The sequence below is a fragment of the Flavobacterium sp. genome (assembly GCF_036515215.1).
Taxonomy (GTDB): domain Bacteria; phylum Bacteroidota; class Bacteroidia; order Flavobacteriales; family Flavobacteriaceae; genus Flavobacterium.
Genome location: NZ_DATBVQ010000177.1, coordinates 39,577 through 57,256 on the forward strand (window position 1 = coordinate 39,577; position 17,680 = coordinate 57,256).

Consider the following 17,680-nt stretch of genomic DNA (forward strand, 5'->3'; position numbering starts at 1 on the left):
ATGTTAAGCTTTTGCCTAAGGATTTCATCGCTTTTGTAAAACTGATAGGGCTTAAAACCTAAAAAGCCCCATGAAAATGGGGCTTTTTTTATTTGTATTTATCATTCAAACCAATGTTTTGCATGATCATTGGCCTTATTTTCAGCATTCTGGAAAGTTTGGTTTGCTCTCTTTTGGCTTCCTCAATGTATTCGTGAAATTCCCTTTGTTTGGCGAGTGAGAATTGCTGAAAGGCTTTAGCCAAATCAGCACTGTTTTCTAATTCCTGCTGCAACATTTCCGAAACAAGAGCCTCTTTTTTTGCAGGAGTAATTGTTTTGCCGATTTTTTCATTAGCAATAGCTTCATGAATGTAAGCTAACACCCTATTTTCATTGACTTCTTCTATTGATAAAAAGCGCCATTGCCGTAGGGATTTGGTAACACCTTCCTGAGCATTGATTAATACTTTTTTTTTGTCTTCAAGAAAAACTCCATTAAAGAACCAAATTCCGAAATAACTTTTAAATCCCCCAATACCCAAAACGTTTTTCCCGTCTAAAACATAAACTGGGCCTCCCCATTTTGTAGTTTCGACAAGTTCAGTCTGGGCAATAATTCCTTTTAGTAGATTTAATTCTTCTATCCATTTATTGTTCTTGTCCCAAGTATGCTTTTTTGGTTGTGAAGGTTCCAATTATTTTCCTTTTTTAGTTTTAGGTTGCTCCAATCCAAAATTTGGCATTGTTGTCAGCTCAGCGATTTTTACGATCACGTCCACTGCTTTTTGCATACTTTCTACGGGAACATATTCATATTTGCCATGAAAATTGTGTCCGCCCGCAAAAATATTCGGGCAAGGCAGTCCTTTGTATGACAATTGACAACCGTCTGTTCCCCCGCGGATTGGTTTTATTAAAGGTTTGATGTTGACCAGTTTCATCGCTTTTTCGGCGATATCGACGATATGTTTTACTGGAACAACTTTTTCCTTCATATTGTAATACTGATCTTTAATTTCAGCAGCGACAATATCTTCTCCAAACTGTTTCGCAAACTTCTTGTTGATTTTCTTGGCAATTTTCTCAATTAGTTCCTTACGTTTTTCGAATTTTTTCTTGCTGTGATCTCTGATGATCAACTCCAAAACCGTTTCTTCGATGCCTCCCGTAAGATGATTTACGTGAAAGAAACCTTCGTAACCTTTAGTCTCCTGCGGTGTTTCGTCCTTCGGCAAAGCGTTGATAAAATCGTTGGCTATCAAAATGGAATTGATCATTTTTCCTTTGGCATATCCAGGATGCACACTTTTACCCTTGAAAGTGATTTTTGCTCCAGCCGCATTGAAATTTTCATATTCCAGCTCTCCCACTTGGCTTCCGTCCATGGTATAAGCCCAGTCAGCGCCGAATTTCTCCACATCAAAATGGTGTGCACCGCGACCGATCTCTTCATCGGGCGTAAAGCCAACTCTGATTTTTCCGTGTTTGATTTCAGGATTATTGATCAAGAATTCCATTGCAGTCATAATTTCGGTAATTCCCGCCTTATCATCTGCGCCAAGCAAGGTCGTACCGTCAGTAGTGATCAAAGTCTGCCCTTTGTAAAGCAATAAATCTTTGAAATAGCTAGGTGAGAGTATTATGTTTTGTTCGGCATTAAGGACAATATCTTTCCCATCGTAATTAGGGACAATTTGCGGTTTTACATTTGCACCCGTAAAATCAGGAGTAGTGTCAAAATGAGAAACAAATCCAATGGTAGGCACTTCATGGTCCACATTACTGGCTAAAGTGGCCATAATATATGATTTGTCATCAATCGTGACATCCTGCATGCCGATGGCTTTTAATTCCTCGACTAATTTATTGGCCAGGTCCCATTGTTTTGCCGTGCTTGGTGTAGTATCAGAGTTTGGGTCAGATTCCGTATCAATAGTTACATAGCTGATGAAACGGTCGATTATATGTTGCATAAATTTTTTTTATAATGAAAAGCAAAGATACAGTTTATTTGAAAAACGCCCTCTTTATAACTAGCAACATAAAACATTATCAATTTACGGTATAAAAATTAATTTATAGCCAATCTGTCTTCCCATTCACCAATGGTTGAGTTGACGGTTTTTCCTAGCTGTATTCGATAGCTTTTTCCGTGCTGAAAGCATGACCAACTGTTTTAGAAACCGCCATCCCAAAAACAACGTGGCCTATAATACTGCCTATCATCAGCTGCGTCATGGAACCTTCCATTTGAGGAGTTGGAAATATCATTTCCAAAAGTGCTATGGCTATTTGTGCGAAAACGAAAACTGCAAAACCGAATATCGCGCCTTTCAGGTAGGTATTTGAGATTTTCACCTTTGGTGCGAAAATAAAGCTATATGCCAAGGCAAAGGTAATTCCTATCAGGATGTGCAGGCCCCAAGCGACAGACAGGGGAATGGTCATCATATCGGCTAACATATCTGGCGGTGACATTTTGGGCATTCCTATCTTTGATGCCGCAAACAGTTCTATTGACATTATAACCGAGCCTATTATTCCGCCCATTATCGATTTGCTGATTAACGAGTTCATGATGCTATTGATTTAAATTATGTCAGAATTGCATGTGTTTATTTGTTCAACAAAAGGTCTTCGAGTCTTTCATAGCTTTCCTCGATGTCCCTTTCCATTCCGGATTGAAGCATGAAATCGCGATCTTCAACAGAGGTGAATATCATCTGGTAGATTAATTTTGTTCTTTGTTTTGATAAGGAATCAAATCTGATTTTTTGTAGAAATACATGGCCGCTTTCTGGAAACTTGTCGTATTCAAAAGTGGAAATAATGTACTCTGGCGCGGAAATTTCATGATAGAAACCATGAAAAGAGTATTTATTACCGTCATCGTCTTTGGAAACATACCGCCATTTGCCGCCGCTTCTCGGTTCAAATGTTTTTAGCGTCGTTTTAAGATAGCGCGGGCCAAGCCACTGTATGTAAAGTTCAGGGTCTATATGGGCATTAAAAACGGTTTCCCGTGTAGCCTCAAATTCGCGGATGATAAATAATTCCGGTATGCCTGGAATCGCTATGACTTTCATTTTCGGATTAACCTGAAGCCTATTTGCAATTAGCATTTTTTCGAGTTTGTCAAAGGATTCATTCCATCCCGTTTTTGTCATTTCTTCCATTTTACCAGCAGGAATGCCTATGTGTGTAAGAGACATTTTCGTTCCGCCTTCAAATTCTTCAAATGTGAGGATTACCTCTAACTCTAAAGGCAACCCTTCCATCCCATAATATGTGGATGGAACGACATTTCCTTTTTCGTCCGAAAAAGAATCGGTATATACGATTCGTTTCATGGGGACAATTTCTTTATAAGTGCCCGTGCCCCAAAAATTCTTTCCATCACGTGAGAGCATGCAGTTCAAATATTTGCCACCTACTTTAAAATCGATGTCGCAAAAAGGGCAGCTAAAATGTTTGGGTCCCCACCATTTCATGAAGCTTTCAGAGTCTGTCCAAGCTTTCCAAACATGTTCTTGAGGGGCGTCAAATGTCCTTGTTATCAAGAGGCCTTTCTTGTTCTGTTTGTCCTTGGTTGTTGAGTGAATGTGCTTTTCCATTTTCGAGTTGTATTTAGGTTAGCGATTTTTCTATTTGATAGTTTAAAGTTAGTCATCATTTTTTTAAATAGCTGTTAATAAATTGTTTATATACATGAATAGAAAATTATTTATGGAATAGGCCATACTGTTTTTGTGCATTTTAAATTTACAAAGGGGAATCTTTGTTTTTTGGTTTTCAGTTCTAGTGAAGAAATGGACGTTTAAAATAAATCATCGAGTTAGAGCTCTAATGATGGAAAAAATTTGATTTTACCCAAGTTTTTATATTTTTTGTTCCCACTGTTTTTTAATTGAGTAAAAATATTGCTCTAAAATATTTTTTTTGTAAATTTATTGTTTAAAAATTAATTTAATTATCTTAAAATCAATATGTTATGAAAAAAATAATTATGTTTTTAGTAACTGCCATTTTCTCAATTGGGATGATGGCCCAGGAAAAAGAAATGCAGAAAAAGACCATGCAGGACACAAAAATGATGCAAATGGAGGACCACGTAAAAATGAAAGATGGTAAAATGATGATGGTTAAAGACGGCAAAATGATGATGATGGACAAGGAAATGACAATGGAGAACGGGACAATGGTTTATCCCAACGGGATGGTGAAAATGAAAGACGGAAAAACCATGATGATGAAAAATGGAGATAAAATGGACATGCACGGAATGATGATGATGCACCAAATGAAAAATTACGTCAAAATGAAAGACGGCAAAATGATGATGGTGAAGGACGGTAAGATGATGGAGATGGACAAGGAAATGACAATGTCCAATGGGACTGTGGTATCACCGAATGGAATGGTGAAAATGAAAGACGGAAAAACCATGATGATGAAAAATGGTGATAAGATGGACATGGACGGTATGATGATGCATGATATGAAAGATCATAAAATGAAAATGGATAAAATGGAAATGGAATGATGTGAGCGAAGATTAAGTTAGAATGGAACATTCATTGTCACTATCCTTATACATTATAGATTTTAGATAAATAAACCGAACCCATCACAATGATGGGTTCGGTTTATTTATTGTGATAAAGAATAAACTTTTGGTTATAATTATAATTATCGGCTAGATAATTCTATTTTTGCACGACACAACAAAACACTCATGTACAAACTCCTTATACGTCCGTTATTTTTCCTTTTTGATCCCGAGAAAGTCCATTATTTCACCTTTTCTTTAATTCGTTTTACGTCCAAAATACCAGGTTTTTCAGCTATCTATCGTTCGCTCTATTTGGTTGAAGACAAGAGACTGGAAACGGAAGTTTTTGGTTTAAAATTTAAAAACCCTGTCGGCTTGGCCGCTGGTTTTGATAAGGATGCAAAGTTATTTAGGGAATTGTCCAATTTCGGGTTTGGTTTTATCGAGATAGGAACTTTGACGCCAAAAGGGCAGGAGGGAAACCCGAAAAAGCGTCTGTTCCGTTTGAAAGAAGATTCAGCGATCATTAACCGAATGGGGTTTAACAACGGTGGTGTTATGGAAGCGGTAGAACGACTAAAGGCAAACACCGGTGTACTGATTGGAGGGAACATTGGTAAAAACAAACTGACACCAAACGAAGAGGCGACTTCAGATTACGAAATTTGCTTTGATGCTTTGTACGATTATGTGGATTATTTTGTGGTGAATGTGAGTTCCCCAAACACACCGAACCTTCGTGCCTTACAAGATAGAGAGCCGTTGACGCAATTGTTGCAAACTTTGCAAAATAAGAATTTGGCGAAGCCAAAACAAAAGCCAATCCTACTGAAAATCGCACCCGATTTGACCAACGAACAATTGTTGGACATTATTGAGATAGTAAAAGAAACGCAAATTGCTGGAGTAATTGCCACTAATACCACCATTTCCAGAGAAGGATTGCGATCCGATAATAAAGCCGAAATGGGTGGTTTATCAGGGAAGCCTTTGCGAAAACGCTCTACCGAAGTGATCCGATTTTTATCTGAAAAAAGCAATAAGGCATTTCCAATCATCGGAGTGGGAGGAATCCATTCTGCCGAAGATGCGATAGAAAAATTGGATGCTGGAGCCAGTTTAGTGCAGTTGTATACGGGCTTCATCTATGAAGGGCCCGCTTTGGTGAAAGCCATTAATAAAAAGATTTTGGAGAGATTGAAATAAGGAATATAACTATCTAAAACGACAGCAGGAATTTTTTTTGCTGCCGTTTTTTTATGAAATGCCTTTTTGAGCGAAAAGGATTTGGTGAATATTTAAAGTAATCCATTGCCAAATTATGTAATAATTATGTTTATGACTATAAAACGGAATAGTTTGTAAAATACCACTCTTTTTTTGCAAACTTTATCGCAGCTACTCTTTGCCAATTTGCAAGTTTTATTATCTTTGAAAGTCTATGGAGCCAATAAAAATAATAGAATGTCCCCGTGATGCAATGCAAGGCATCAAACCATTCATCCCTACCGAAAGAAAGGTGGCTTACATTCAATCTTTGTTGAGGGTAGGTTTTGATTCAATTGACTTTGGAAGCTTTGTTTCCCCAAAAGCGATTCCGCAAATGCAGGACACCGCAGCCGTTTTGGCGCAACTGGATTTGTCACAAACAACGAGCAAATTACTGGCGATTATAGCCAATACCAAAGGGGCGGAAATAGCTTCCACTCATAATGAAATTCAATATTTGGGTTTCCCTTTTTCGATTTCCGAGAATTTTCAGATGCGGAATACTCATAAAACCATAGCGGAATCCTTAGTTACTTTGCAGGAAATTCTTGAAATTGCCGACAAAAGCAAAAAGGAAGTGGTTGCCTATTTGTCTATGGGTTTTGGAAACCCTTACGGGGACCCATGGAACGTGGAGATTGTTGGCGATTGGACCGAGAAATTATCCGCTATGGGTGTCAAGATTCTCTCCCTCTCCGATACCGTTGGTAGCTCAACGCCCGAGGTGATCAGTTACTTGTTTTCGAATCTAATTCCACAATATCCCGAAATTGAGTTTGGAGCCCATTTGCACACCACGCCCGACAAATGGTTCGAAAAAATTGACGCCGCCTACCGTGCTGGTTGTCGTCGTTATGACGGCGCTATTCAGGGATTCGGTGGATGTCCCATGGCTAAGGATGATTTAACTGGAAATATGCCCACTGAAAAATTATTATCCTATTTTACATCCAACAAGGAAAACACAAACCTAAACCCACTGAGTTTTGAAAGCGCTTATAATGAGGCTTCTAAACTCTTTGGAGAATTTCATTAGGAGCAATTGACTTTTTCCATGATCAAAAAAAGGATAACGAAATAATATGTATCTCTTTGAGGCGTTCTTATTTCATCCCTAACCTACTTTTGCCAATACAATTTTATAATGAAAGCATACCCCACATATAGATTAATAGGAATTGTCATATTGACATTATTTTCCTTTTCATGTAACAGTGATTTAGACTTCAATCAAGTAAACGATCTCAAGTTAGAACCCATATTTATTGCTAATCTAAGCTATTTTGATGTTCCCGCAAAAAATTTTGTTGACAATGGGATGGAGCGGACTGTTTCCTTCGATGCAGAAAATTTTGATGTTTTTCGGGATGCCTTTTTGCGAAATAATTTAAAAAGAGCTGATTTCTTTTTTGAAGTCACAAACACCATAAACAGGGCATACTCTTTTGATTTGATCCTGTTAGATCAGAATGGTCAGGCAGTCATTACCATTCGCTTCGATGTTCCCGCTTCTACCGGCGCTCCCATCATTATAGAAAAAACGGAGGTTTTTGAAAACGCCAGACTTGACTTGTTGAAAACCGCCAAGAGGATGGAATTCGTGCTTTCTATGGCTCCCGGCCCGGCATTAAGCGAGAGTAGCTTGGGGAGTATTAAATTGCGTTCAAGTGCAACAGCTTATTTATCGGTAGAATGAGAAAAGTATACTTAATTTTGCTTCTATTACTATCGATTGGTTGCTTATCCCAAAACAAACAAATTTTATATAATTTCAGAACAGTTCCTCAGTCTTTGTTGACAAATCCAGGAGCCGATTTTAAATATAACTATTATTTTGGTGTTCCTTTACTTTCGGGAATTTCATTAAATGTGGGCTCAACCGGTTTTTCCACTTACGACTTGTTCGCCAATAACGGTGTGGATTTTAATACGAAACTGCGTGATGTGCTATCGTCGACTTCCAGAAAAGATAAGGTGATTTTAAACGAACAAATCGAATTGTTCAACGGAGGCTTTAAAGTTGGGGATTGGCAAAATCATGCCTATGTTTCTTTTGGGATGTATCAGGAATTTGATTTTCTGTCCTATATGCCTAAGGATTTGGCAATACTCGCTCTAGACGGAAACAGAGACTACTTAGGTAAGGTGTTCAATTTGGGCGATTTAAATGGAAGAACAGAAATGCTTTCGGTTTTACATTTTGGGTATAATAAAAACATTAGGGAGAATCTTGTCGTAGGAATGAGAGCAAAGATTTATTCCAGTATTTTTAATGCGACTTCCACTGACAATTCGGGCTACATTTATACGATTCCTGGGACAACTACGGCCTATGAACAGGTTATTTATTCAAATTCACAGCTGAATACCTCGGGGATTTCGCCTTATATTGAGGAAGATAGTGATGTGGATGCGGCAAGTGATATTCAGAAAAAGACTTTTTTGGGAGGTAATTTGGGTCTAGGTTTTGATTTGGGGTTTACCTATTATCTCCAGGAAAACATTCAAATTACAGCCAGCGTTTTAGACATTGGTTTTATAAAGCATTCCAAAGAAGTGGAGAGTTTCACTTACAAAGGGCTTTATAAATACGAAGGGATAAACCCTAATTTTAATGATAGTGATGCTCCCAGGGATGTATACCAGGAATTTAAAAATGCCATTCCTTTGGATACAATATATACCAAATATACCACTTGGAGGCCCACAAAATTGAATGCTTCCTATCAGTACTCATTTGACGATTCCAGAGGGAGTGACTGTAGTTGTAGCAATGATGATGCAGCTTATAAAAATGCCGTAGGTGCTCAATTGTTTTTGATGACTGCGCCAAGAGCGCCGATCATGGCTCTTACGGGATATTATAAAAGGAATGTCCTCAGCAATTTGCAGCTAAAAGCGACCTATACATTGGACTCTTTTTCTTATACGAATATTGGTTTGGGCTTGTCCACCACCATAGGGAAGTTTAATATGTATGCCATGGCTGATAATCTTCTGGAGTATCGCGATGTCTCAAAAGCCAACAGCCTTTCTTTCCAATTCGGACTTAATTTTATTTTCAAGGATAATAATGAACCCTTTTGATTTTTAATAAGGGCTAATCCAGCGATACATTTCAAGCACTTCATAAAAAGAGTTGTTTTTTTTTCGCGGCTTTCCATTGCTCTTTGGGCTAGGGCAGTAGTTATAGTAATTCACGCCGCGTTCTAATATCATAATTATCCTATTAAACAATTAAGGAAATTGTTGACGGCAGGGGCTATTTTTTTTCGTCCCCATTTTTCAAAAATAAATCAAAATAATTTGCTATATTTGCACGCAATTCAACTACAAATTGCAACATGATAGCACACAACTCAAAGATTATCGGTGAAGGTTTAACTTACGATGATGTATTATTAGTTCCTAACTACTCCAATGTGCTTCCTCGCGAAGTGAGTATCCAATCAAAATTTTCAAGAAACATAACGCTTAACGTTCCTATAGTGTCCGCTGCTATGGATACCGTTACTGAAAGTGCTATGGCAATCGCTATTGCTCAAGAAGGTGGAATAGGTGTTCTGCATAAAAACATGACGATCGAGCAACAAGCTGCCAAAGTACGTAAAGTAAAACGTGCGGAGTCAGGAATGATTATTGATCCAGTGACTTTGCCTCTAACTTCAACGGTGGCAGACGCAAAAAACGCGATGAAAGAATACGGAATTGGCGGTATTCCAATCGTTGATGAAAATCAAAAATTGAAAGGAATTGTTACCAATAGAGATTTGCGTTTCGAAAAAAACAATGCAAGAGCTATCATTGAGGTGATGACTAAAGAAAATTTAGTTACCGTTGCCGCAGGAACTTCCCTAGAACAAGCGGAAGTGGTTTTGCAAGGACATAAAATCGAGAAACTGCCAGTTGTAGATAAAGACAATAAATTAGTTGGACTGATTACCTTTAGGGATATCACGAAGTTAACTCAAAAACCAATTGCAAACAAAGACGTTTTCGGACGTTTGCGCGTAGCGGCTGCAATCGGAGTTACCGGTGACGCTCTTGAAAGAGCAGAAGCCTTAGTAAATGCTGGAGTTGATGCCATCATTATAGATACGGCTCATGGTCATACTCAAGGTGTGGTAAACACACTGAAACAAGTAAAATCTAAATTTCCTCAAATAGACGTTATCGTTGGTAACATTGCCACTCCCGAAGCCGCTAAATTTTTAGTCGAAAATGGAGCCGATGGAGTAAAAGTCGGAATTGGTCCAGGTTCAATTTGTACCACTCGTATTGTAGCGGGCGTTGGTTTCCCTCAGTTTTCTGCAGTACTCGAAGTTGCCGCAGCGTTAAAAGGAACGGGAGTTCCCGTAATCGCTGATGGTGGAATTCGTTACACAGGAGACATTCCTAAAGCGATTGCCGCAGGTGCCGATTGCGTGATGCTAGGGTCACTTCTTGCGGGAACTAAAGAATCTCCCGGAGAGACTATCATTTTCGAGGGCAGAAAATTCAAATCATACCGCGGAATGGGTTCTGTTGAAGCGATGGAAACGGGTTCTAAAGACCGTTATTTTCAAGATGTTGAAGACGACGTTAAGAAACTAGTTCCTGAAGGGATTGTAGGCCGTGTGCCTTATAAAGGGGAATTGAACGAAAGTATGTTGCAGTTCATTGGGGGTCTTCGTGCCGGAATGGGATACTGTGGTTCAAAAGACATTCCTACTTTGCAAGAAACGGGACGTTTCATTCGAATCACCGCGAGCGGAATCAACGAAAGTCATCCGCACAATGTTACTATCACCAAAGAAGCTCCAAATTATTCAAGATAATTTATTGCAGATATAAATCAAAAAGGGCATAAGTTTAAAACTTATGCCCTTTTTCAATTCTCTAATTTTCGAATAAAAGGCCCATTCTTTTTTTGTCACCTACTACCCATAGAATATCATTTTTTTCTAAAATTAAATTTGATTCAGGATTTAGAATTCGTTTTCCACTTCGTTCAATACCGACTACCATTCCGTTGGTTTTCTCTCTGATGTTAGACTGACTTATGCTTTTTCCGATGAATTCTTCATTATTTAACGGTACCTGTTGCAATATGATTTCTGTTTTTTGTACACTTTCCGGAGATTCTATTTCATGCTGGTGCAAATAGTTTTTGAATTCGTCCACCTGTTCATCTGAGCCAATAACGCAAATTTCATCTCCGGGAAATAACCGCTCATTTTTGGTAGGTATTTTTACCATAATGTCACCTCTTTTGATAAAAGCAATGTTAATCCCCATTTGCTCCCTAAGGCGTAATTCTTCTAAAGTTTTTCCTGCAATATTTGATTCTTTTGCTATTTCAAATGTAGTCATATGTCCATCCCAGGGAGTTAAACTGGCATATTGTCTGGTTATTTTTACAGAATTCCTGTCGTTAAGATTTTTTAGAAAGTGATTTTCAATTCGGTGATATTGCTCATGCAGTTGTTTTGGAAATAGATAGTAAAGAACTCCGGCGCTTATCAATGCGAAAAATGCAATTATAGGAGAAAAAAAGATATTCAGTAAAAAACCAATATAGAATATTGCCAATCCCATTCTAAAAAAGATCATCATTAAAATTGGGCCTCTGTATCTACGCTCCTGAAATAATATTTCGACCTCTTTTACGGCAACACGTCGCAAGGACAAAGCCCATAAAAATGGAGAAATTATAATCATAGTTATCAAAGCTGCGATAGCATTACCAAATTTTGAATTTTCGACCAAAGGCAAAACGAATCTGGATGACAATAAAATTATTGCAGTAATTATAATGGTGTGAACTATAATTTGAATCATATAAGCTCTTAATACCACCTGCCATGTACTTATGGATTTTATCGCTTGTGCATTTGCACTGTATCGTGCCATTCTTTTAACCCATTTTCGGGGTAGTTTTTTGTCTAAAAACTCAGAAAAAGGAACTGCCATTTTTACCATAAACGGTGTCGTAAAAGTGGTGACAGCAGAAACGGCAACAACTATTGGATATAAGAAATCACTAGTTACATTTAATGACATTCCTAAAGTGGCGATAATAAAAGAAAACTCGCCTATTTGCGCTAAAGTCATACCGATTTGGATGGACTGTTTTAAAGGCTGTCCTGAAATTAGCGAACCGATTATTGAGCTGGTGGATTGACCGAAAATGGTAACAAAAGTCAGAATTAAAACGGGCCATGCATAGTCGTATAGCGTGTTTGGGTCGATAAGCATTCCAACTGACACAAAAAACACGGCGGCAAATAAGTCTTTAACGGGTTTTACTAAATGTTCGATTTGTTCCGCCTGAGTCGTTTCGGCGATAATAGATCCCATGATAAAGGCGCCAAGTGCAGGTGAGAATCCGACATTTGCAGCTAAAATAACCATCATCAAACACAAGGCGATTGAAATAATCAACATCATTTCGTCTGTTAAAAGGTGTTTGGTTTTTTTTAATAATGTTGGAATAAAAAAGATACCCGCCACAAACCAGGCTGTCAGGAAAAAACCTAACTTCAAAATTGACTGTAATAATTCGGTTCCTGAGAATTGCTGGCTGGCAGCTAAAGTAGAAAGTAATACCATCATTAAGATGGCTACAATGTCCTGGACTATCAGGGAACCAATAACAATACCTGCAAATTTTTGTGCTTTTACACCCAATTCATCAAAAGTCTTAAGGATAATAGTTGTGGAAGAAATGGAGAGTATTACCCCTAAAAAAATGGAATCCATCTGTTTCCAGCCCATCCACTGTCCAACTAAATAACCCATGATTACCATTGTTATTATTTGTGTAAAAGCATTGATAGAAGCTGTGCCTCCCACTTTCATCAATTTCTTAAAACTGAATTCGAGGCCCAAACTAAACAGCAAAAAGATAACACCTATTTCTGCCCAAACCTCTACGCTTTTTATGTCTTTTACTGAGGGAAAAAAGTCAAAGTGATTACCTGCCAAAAAGCCCGCAATTAAATATCCTAAAACCAAAGGTTGTTTTAGTTTTTTAAATATTAATACAGCAATTCCGGCGGTCATAAGGATTAATCCTAAGTCACTTATTAAAGGTTCTAAATGGTGTGATGCCTCAGCAACTGTTGCTACAGTACTCATATTTTGTATTTTGGATGTGTATTGTAATAAAAAAAGCTATCGATAAAGATAGCTTTTTTTGAAGATTATTTTTTTATATTTTTAAGTGTAAAGAAAATTTTTGTCATATTCGAAAAAATATAAACTAAGAATTTTCATTTTCTTATTGGTTCTTTAAATTCCCAAGAAATTACTTGGAGTGATTTGCATTAACTCCGCTCTTACTTCTTCTGAAACATCTAAAGTGGCAATGAAACCGTGAATTGCTTTCTTGTCGATCGCTTCATTGGTTCTTGTTAATCCTTTCAATGCTTCGTAAGGGTTTGGATAGGCTTCACGTCTCAAAATGGTTTGGATCGCCTCGGCAACAACTGCCCAGTTTTTCTCCAGATCTTCGTGGAACTTAGGTTCGTTCAACAATAATTTGTTCAATCCTTTCAAGGTGGCTTCAAAAGCGATGATGGTGTGTCCAATTGGCACTCCAATATTTCTCAAAACCGTACTGTCAGTCAAATCACGTTGCAATCTTGACAAAGGCAATTTAGCGGACAAATGTTCGAAAATAGCGTTGGCTATACCTAAGTTTCCTTCTGAGTTTTCAAAATCAATAGGGTTTACTTTGTGTGGCATCGCTGATGACCCAATTTCACCCACTTTAATTTTTTGCTTGAAATATTCCATCGAAACGTACGTCCAAATGTCTCTGTCCAAATCAATGATAATGGTGTTGATTCTTTTTAACGCATCAAAAAACGCTGCGAAATGATCGTAATGCTCAATTTGGGTTGTAGGGAAAGAGTGGTGCAAACCTAGATTCTCTTCAACAAAATTCCCACCAAATTTTTTCCAGTCAATTTGTGGATAGGCCACATGATGCGCATTGTAATTTCCTGTTGCTCCGCCAAATTTGGCTGCAAAAGGGATGTTGAACAACAAACGCATTTGCTCTTCCAATCTTTCCACAAAAACACCAATTTCCTTACCCAAACGAGTAGGGGAGGCAGGTTGTCCATGCGTTCTGGCCAACATTGGAATGTCCTTCCATTCTCCGCTTAAATCTTTCAATTTTGAAGTTAAAGTGATCAAAGAAGGCATATATACTTTTTCGAAAGCCTCTTTTGTTGAAAGTGGAATCGCCGTATTGTTTATATCTTGTGAAGTCAACCCAAAATGGATGAACTCCTTGTATTGTGATAGACCTAATTTTTCAAAAGCGTCCTTGATAAAGTATTCAACCGCTTTAACGTCGTGATTGGTTACTTTCTCCGTTTCTTTGATCCAAAGCGCATCTTCAGTGGAGAAATTCTTGTAAATGTTACGCAAACTTTCGAATAAATCCGGGTTTACACCTTTAAGTTGTGGCAAAGGAACCTCGCACAAAGCAATGAAATATTCAATTTCAACCAATACGCGGTATTTGATTAGCGCTTCTTCCGAGAAAAAAGGAGCCAAAGAAAGAGTCTTGTTTCTATATCTTCCGTCAATTGGAGAAATAGCATTCAATTCGTTTAAAGTAGTCATTGTTGTGTTATTTGTTGGAAAGGCACAAATATAAACCTTTAGAAGCAATTCCGAAAAGGATTGTTTTTTAAATAAACCGAAGAAGCTCCTTTTTTAATAGTTTCATTCCCTCAGAAGCGACGTGCGGAAAAACCTGAAGGGGATTTCGCAGATTCGGGATTTTTATGGGTTTTGGGTCAATGTAATAAACGGGAGTTGTGGAATTGGTAAAATCAATCAATCCCGCCGCTGGATATACCTGCAAGGAAGTTCCAATCACGGCAAAATAATCCGCGGTTTCGGTAAGGGCGATCGCCTCTTCAAGCGCCGGGACTTCTTCTCCAAACCAGACGATATGTGGTCTCAGTTGGTTTTGATTGTTGTCGAAGTGGCCGATGTTCAAATCGTCTTTCCAATCCAGAATGTAGTTTGGGTTTGCAATACTTCTTACTTTCAATAATTCACCATGCAGATGCAGCACATTAGTGCTTCCTGCACGTTCATGCAAATCATCGACGTTCTGTGTGATCACAAAAACGTCAAAATGAGATTCCAGTTCTACCAGAATCTGATGCCCTAGATTGGGTTTCACTTCCTTGAGTTGTTTTCGCCTTTGGTTGTAAAAATCCAGCACCAAACTAGGGTTTCTATACCAGCCTTCAGGGGTTGCCACATCCTGGGCGTTGTGTCCTTCCCAAAGTCCGTCACTGTCCCTAAAAGTCTTGATGCCGCTTTCTGCACTAATCCCTGCGCCAGTTAGTACTACTAGTTTCTTTTTCATTTTTTATTTTTCAATATCTTGTGATTTCTACTTCGTCGAAATGACAAACTTACTATATTTATTTAAAGCTAGTCTTTTTTACTATTTTTGCCAAAAATAATTTCCAATGACTGATATAGATTACCTTAATTTCCTTGAAAACATTCTTACTGACAACCGCAAAGAGAAATTCCTGAAAGTACTGGAAAACAGAACCAAGCATTTCACCATTGCCGTAGAGGACATTTTCCAGATGCACAATACCAGTGCGGTGATGCGCAGCTGTGAGGTTTTCGGGATACAGGAGCTGAATGTCATCGAGCAGCGTTACGGGAAAAGTATCGACAAGGAAATTGCGATGGGGGCCCAAAAATGGGTTGATATCAATACATATGATAGCATTACGAACTGCGTGGATACCTTGAAAAACAAAGGCTACCAAATCATCGCCACCACGCCACATGAAAATGATTGCTTGATGGACGATTTTGATATTACAAAACCGAGCGCTTTGTTCTTCGGGACAGAGAGGGACGGATTGTCAGAAGAAATTTTGCAGCGTGCCGACGGCTTCCTTAAAATCCCGATGGTCGGTTTTACCGAAAGTCTGAACATCTCCGTTTCGGCCTCAATCATCATTCAAAACCTGACCAACAGATTGCGGAACTCCAATATCGATTGGCATTTGTCCGAGGAGGAAATTTTAGTCAAGCGCCTGGCTTGGGCCAAGAATTCAATAAAAGACATCAAACGCATCGAAGCGCGTTATTTTGAGGAAAACGCAAAATAGTTTAACTGTTAAGCATTTGCATTTGTTTTATATAATCTGAGTCATTGCGAGGAACGAAGCAATCTCATCCAGGATTTCGACAATGAAGAGTACAAGTTTGGGGAAGTAGGAAGTATTTAGTTTAAGAAACCGCGTTATAAACGCTACGATTTGTTTTCTAATTAAAGTAGATACTCGTCGCAGACGATCACCAGAAGGGGAGGAACGAAGCAATCTCATCTAGGATTTCAACTTTGGCTAATTTGTTTTGTAGTCACGAGCGAGACGCTCGCGCTAACAGAAAGGAATAACATATGTTATAGCCAGTTTATTTATGATTTAATCATTTCAAATTGCAGTTCACTTTCGCTTATTTGAAAAATCATTTTACCTTGATTTTTTTGGACATTTATTCCCATAATGGAGAAATAATCTTTTTCGCTTCCAATTTTAATCATTTGTCGATTACTATTAAATCTCCATTTTTTGTTAGTAATCATTTCTAATGTCATCAAAAAAATTTTGCTTTTATTTGGAGAAGACATTTCACAATTTCCGTTTTGTTTGAACTTAAAAATTGAGGAGTTAAATCCTTCAATTAAATCTTTAAATTTAGGATCAGTGGTTTTCGTCAAATTTTTTGCGACTTTCCAAGTTCCACTGATTTCTTCTTGTTCTATTTTTTGACTAACTATTAAATTAGAAATTAAAAATAATACAGTTACAAAAATATATTTCTTCATCATTTTTGTTTTTAAATTGGTTGTGACGTTCTGTTACTACAGCGGGTTTAGGGTTAAATTAAGGCCATAGCAATCATCCCTAATACAAAAGCAACTTTCCACTAAGCCAATTGCCCAAATCCGTTGTAGTAGCTGTTGTGTGCTGAATTTTTATTTATTTTCGTAGCATTAATTTTGTTAAATCAATCGTTCCGCAAAGAATTTCTTTATTGTTAACTATATAAAATAGATTTTGCCCTTTTAAGCTAAATCCTGTTCGCAAAGTTCCGCCTACTCCACGATTAGAGAGAGTCACAACATAAAAAGCACTTGTGCCTTTTGGATTAATAGTTCTTTTCAACGAAGACGGTTTATGTCTATTCTTATCTAAAAAAGATTTTATTGTCAGACCATAATCATACAAGGGCTCTTTATGAATTGTCATTGTGTCGGAAGGAAGAAGTAATTTCATATGGTTGCCCGATGAAGATGGAATCTCAAATGAATCTAAAGGAAAATCAATTGTCAATTCAATAGGATTAATTGTCTCATTTGTTATTCGAGTCCAAAATACAGCATACATATATTTCTTACCATTTGGGTCAATATAGTTTATTCCACTTTTTGGAAAGCTGTTTTGTATTATTAGGCGTGCACCGTTAGACTCGTTATATTCATATTTAGTGTAAAAATTATTTTCACTATGCTTAGCCGATAGCTTTTGACTTTTGATATTTGTTGTCGAATCTAAAGTTTCTACACCAATAGTATCTGGCTTTGATTTACTGCTTTGCTTACAGGAAAAAAGTCCTGTTATTGCCAAAATTAATACTATTATTATTTTCTTCATTTTTTTTGATTAATTTTTTGTCAACCTATTTTAAGACGAGAGTTTTTTTAGGCCTTCGTACAATTAGTATCTAGGCGAAATGAAAGTTCGCCAATCTACCCCAATATGGGTGTAAATACGAAGTTTTGTTTTGCCTTATATACTTTCAAATATATTAATTTTTTTCTTACAAATAGTGG

Annotated in this window: 16 protein-coding genes; 7 read left to right on the forward strand and 9 right to left on the reverse strand. The window is 37.6% G+C overall.

Annotated elements, in window-relative coordinates:
* Nucleotides 1-88 precede the first annotated feature (88 nt).
* From VIH09_RS12135 to VIH09_RS12150, 4 genes are all read right to left on the reverse strand, one after another.
* A complete protein-coding gene (locus VIH09_RS12135) occupies nt 89-676 on the reverse strand; it encodes a YdeI/OmpD-associated family protein (protein ID WP_331581339.1) in 588 nt (195 codons plus the stop codon).
* Nucleotides 677-1,954: a peptidase T gene (pepT, locus tag VIH09_RS12140; protein ID WP_331581341.1), complete on the reverse strand. Its 1,278-nt coding sequence runs from the start codon at nt 1,952-1,954 to the stop codon at nt 677-679.
* Nucleotides 1,955-2,108: 154 nt separating this feature from the next.
* Complete coding sequence (locus VIH09_RS12145; RefSeq protein ID WP_331581343.1) at nt 2,109-2,558, reverse strand: DUF6789 family protein; 450 nt, start codon at nt 2,556-2,558, stop codon at nt 2,109-2,111.
* A 38-nt stretch (nt 2,559-2,596) separates the two neighbouring features.
* Nucleotides 2,597-3,595 carry an SRPBCC domain-containing protein gene (locus VIH09_RS12150; RefSeq protein ID WP_331581345.1) on the reverse strand — a complete coding sequence of 333 codons (999 nt, stop codon included), beginning with the start codon at nt 3,593-3,595 and terminating at the stop codon, nt 2,597-2,599.
* A gap of 377 nt (nt 3,596-3,972) precedes the next feature.
* Here VIH09_RS12150 and VIH09_RS12155 point away from each other — a divergent pair, with 377 nt between their 5' ends.
* The 6 genes from VIH09_RS12155 to guaB all read left to right on the forward strand — a co-directional run bounded on the left by VIH09_RS12155 (nt 3,973) and on the right by guaB (nt 10,619).
* A complete protein-coding gene (locus tag VIH09_RS12155; protein ID WP_331581347.1) occupies nt 3,973-4,524 on the forward strand; it encodes a DUF6799 domain-containing protein in 552 nt (183 codons plus the stop codon).
* Nucleotides 4,525-4,716: 192 nt separating this feature from the next.
* Nucleotides 4,717-5,739 carry a quinone-dependent dihydroorotate dehydrogenase gene (locus VIH09_RS12160; RefSeq protein ID WP_331581349.1) on the forward strand — a complete coding sequence of 341 codons (1,023 nt, stop codon included), beginning with the start codon at nt 4,717-4,719 and terminating at the stop codon, nt 5,737-5,739.
* A gap of 235 nt (nt 5,740-5,974) precedes the next feature.
* On the forward strand, nt 5,975-6,838 hold the full coding sequence (locus VIH09_RS12165) for a hydroxymethylglutaryl-CoA lyase (protein ID WP_331581351.1): 864 nt from the start codon (nt 5,975-5,977) through the stop codon (nt 6,836-6,838).
* A gap of 108 nt (nt 6,839-6,946) precedes the next feature.
* Nucleotides 6,947-7,498: a hypothetical protein gene (locus VIH09_RS12170; RefSeq protein ID WP_331581353.1), complete on the forward strand. Its 552-nt coding sequence runs from the start codon at nt 6,947-6,949 to the stop codon at nt 7,496-7,498.
* Nucleotides 7,495-8,889, forward strand: coding sequence for a DUF5723 family protein (locus VIH09_RS12175; RefSeq protein ID WP_331581355.1), 1,395 nt, complete (start codon nt 7,495-7,497; stop codon nt 8,887-8,889). Before VIH09_RS12170 ends, VIH09_RS12175 begins: the two co-directional genes overlap by 4 nt.
* A 257-nt stretch (nt 8,890-9,146) precedes the next feature.
* Nucleotides 9,147-10,619 (forward strand): IMP dehydrogenase, encoded by a 1,473-nt coding sequence (gene guaB, locus VIH09_RS12180; protein ID WP_331581357.1) that lies wholly within the window; start codon nt 9,147-9,149, stop codon nt 10,617-10,619.
* Between the two features lie 61 nt (nt 10,620-10,680).
* Here guaB and VIH09_RS12185 read toward each other — a convergent pair whose 3' ends face one another.
* From VIH09_RS12185 to VIH09_RS12195, 3 genes are all read right to left on the reverse strand, one after another.
* A complete protein-coding gene (locus VIH09_RS12185; protein ID WP_331581359.1) occupies nt 10,681-12,921 on the reverse strand; it encodes a cation:proton antiporter in 2,241 nt (746 codons plus the stop codon).
* A gap of 153 nt (nt 12,922-13,074) precedes the next feature.
* Nucleotides 13,075-14,421, reverse strand: coding sequence for an adenylosuccinate lyase (gene purB / locus VIH09_RS12190; protein ID WP_331581361.1), 1,347 nt, complete (start codon nt 14,419-14,421; stop codon nt 13,075-13,077).
* Between the two features lie 67 nt (nt 14,422-14,488).
* Nucleotides 14,489-15,181 carry an NAD-dependent deacylase gene (locus VIH09_RS12195; RefSeq protein WP_331581363.1) on the reverse strand — a complete coding sequence of 231 codons (693 nt, stop codon included), beginning with the start codon at nt 15,179-15,181 and terminating at the stop codon, nt 14,489-14,491.
* A 106-nt stretch (nt 15,182-15,287) separates the two neighbouring features.
* Between VIH09_RS12195 and VIH09_RS12200 the strand changes: the two genes are divergently transcribed.
* Entirely contained in the window at nt 15,288-15,950 is a 663-nt protein-coding gene (locus tag VIH09_RS12200; protein WP_331581365.1) for an RNA methyltransferase, read from the forward strand.
* Between the two features lie 311 nt (nt 15,951-16,261).
* Here the strand turns inward: VIH09_RS12200 and VIH09_RS12205 are convergent, their stop codons facing one another.
* Both VIH09_RS12205 and VIH09_RS12210 read right to left on the reverse strand, forming a co-directional pair.
* Nucleotides 16,262-16,675, reverse strand: a complete 414-nt coding sequence (locus tag VIH09_RS12205) for a hypothetical protein (RefSeq protein WP_331581367.1) — start codon at nt 16,673-16,675, stop codon at nt 16,262-16,264.
* A gap of 151 nt (nt 16,676-16,826) precedes the next feature.
* Entirely contained in the window at nt 16,827-17,501 is a 675-nt protein-coding gene (locus tag VIH09_RS12210) for a hypothetical protein (protein ID WP_331581369.1), read from the reverse strand.
* Nucleotides 17,502-17,680: the final 179 nt, after the last annotated feature.